Source organism: Ornithinibacillus halotolerans (assembly GCF_014637405.1).
Classification (GTDB): domain Bacteria; phylum Bacillota; class Bacilli; order Bacillales; family Amphibacillaceae; genus Ornithinibacillus; species Ornithinibacillus halotolerans.
The window spans coordinates 1-631 of the sequence record NZ_BMEY01000048.1; the positions used below are offsets into that span (position 1 = coordinate 1).

1 protein-coding gene is annotated in these 631 nt (G+C 38.0%); it reads left to right on the top strand.

The features are described 5' to 3' along the window. Positions 1-631 (top strand): IS110 family transposase (locus IEV35_RS19985; protein ID WP_229740833.1); only part of this gene is annotated, 631 nt, incomplete at both ends.

A 631-nucleotide genomic window follows, 5' to 3' on the forward strand; every position in this document is an offset into this window, starting at 1 on the left:
ACACAAGGCGATGATTACCGACTTTTATGGTGAGATTCTAGTAAAGCCGTTTGACTTTGATGCATCCTTATCAGGATTTGAAAAAATTAAAAACGCTGTGAAACAAACTTTAAATAACTATGCCCAAGGAGAATTAGTTGTTGGTATTGAAACAACAGGCCATTATTATGAAGACTTAGTTCACCATTGCCGTCAAGAAAATTATCGAGTGAGGATCATAAATGCCGCAACCACCGCACAGGAAAGAAGTACCTTATTGAATTGGTCGAAGACAGACAACTTAGATTTAATGGCTATCGTTCAATCAGTTATTCATGGTAGGGGGGCTTTTAATGAGCTACCTTCGGGATCGGTTTATGAACTTCAAAAGTTAACTAGAGCTCGTAGAGAACTAGTCCAATCTCGTTCTGCGATTAGGAACCACATTAGAGTTTACATGGATCATATATTTCGAGAGTTTCAAGGGAAGAGTATATTGGAAGATGGGAAGTTCAAAAAAAAGATGCCATTTACTGAGTTGTTTGGAAAGGCCTCGAGATATATTATGCGACACTATCCACATCCGAGTGACATTCTGATGTTGGGAGAAGTGGGTCTTAGAGAAATTTCAATTAAAGAGAACCTTAAAATC